The organism is Bacillus sp. JJ664 (assembly GCF_036962205.1).
In the GTDB taxonomy this organism is placed as follows: Bacteria; Bacillota; Bacilli; order Bacillales; family Bacillaceae_G; genus Gottfriedia.
On sequence record NZ_JBALMS010000105.1, the window covers coordinates 29,597 to 30,303 of the forward strand.

At 29.3% G+C, this 707-nt stretch carries 1 protein-coding gene; it reads left to right on the plus strand.

Features of this window, described 5'->3' with window-relative positions:
- Nucleotides 1-707, plus strand: a 707-nt coding sequence (locus V7056_RS16025) for a hypothetical protein (protein ID WP_499703428.1), incomplete at both ends; no start/stop codon positions are given.

Here is a 707-nt window from a genome sequence, read left to right on the forward strand (position 1 = left end):
ATGTATCATCACGCTACAAGATTAATTAAGGAAGACAACTTAGATAGCGCTGAACTCATTTTACAAGAGATTTTTAATGATCATAAAGAATTACAAGTACCAATTGAAATGTATAAAACATATATATTATTGCTACTTACGAATAAGAAAGAAAAACAAGCACGCCTGTTTCTTTCAAATGCTCCAGATGAGATAAAATATGCAGGTGAGATTTTACAAATTCAACAAAAATACCAATTAGTTGTAACAGAAAAAATTCAAAAACAAAGAAGTTATATGTCTAAAAAAATGATATATTCTTTAATCAGTATTTTGATCCTTTGTATGATTGGGATTGGTTTGAAAAAAATTGATATGTTTAGTCGTCCAGAAAAAGCAAGTAAAGATGTGAGTGTTTTAGAGGCGCAAATAAAGGATTTAGAAGATAAAAATAAAACAATGGAATTACAGGTTAGTGAGGCAAATAAAAAGTTGACGGAAGTCTCAGCATCTAAACAAACTGCTGAAAAGGAAAATCAAACAGATCTAGACACCTCCAAAGCGAATTCTTTAACGCCAGACACAGTAGTGAAAGAATCTGTAGAATCTTATGAAAAAGGTTTTAAACATTTTCAGAATAAAAACTACAAGCAAGCTGTAGAACAATTAAAATTAAGTTATAGATTAGATTCTACTAATTACAGTAGTGATGACGCTCTATATTATTT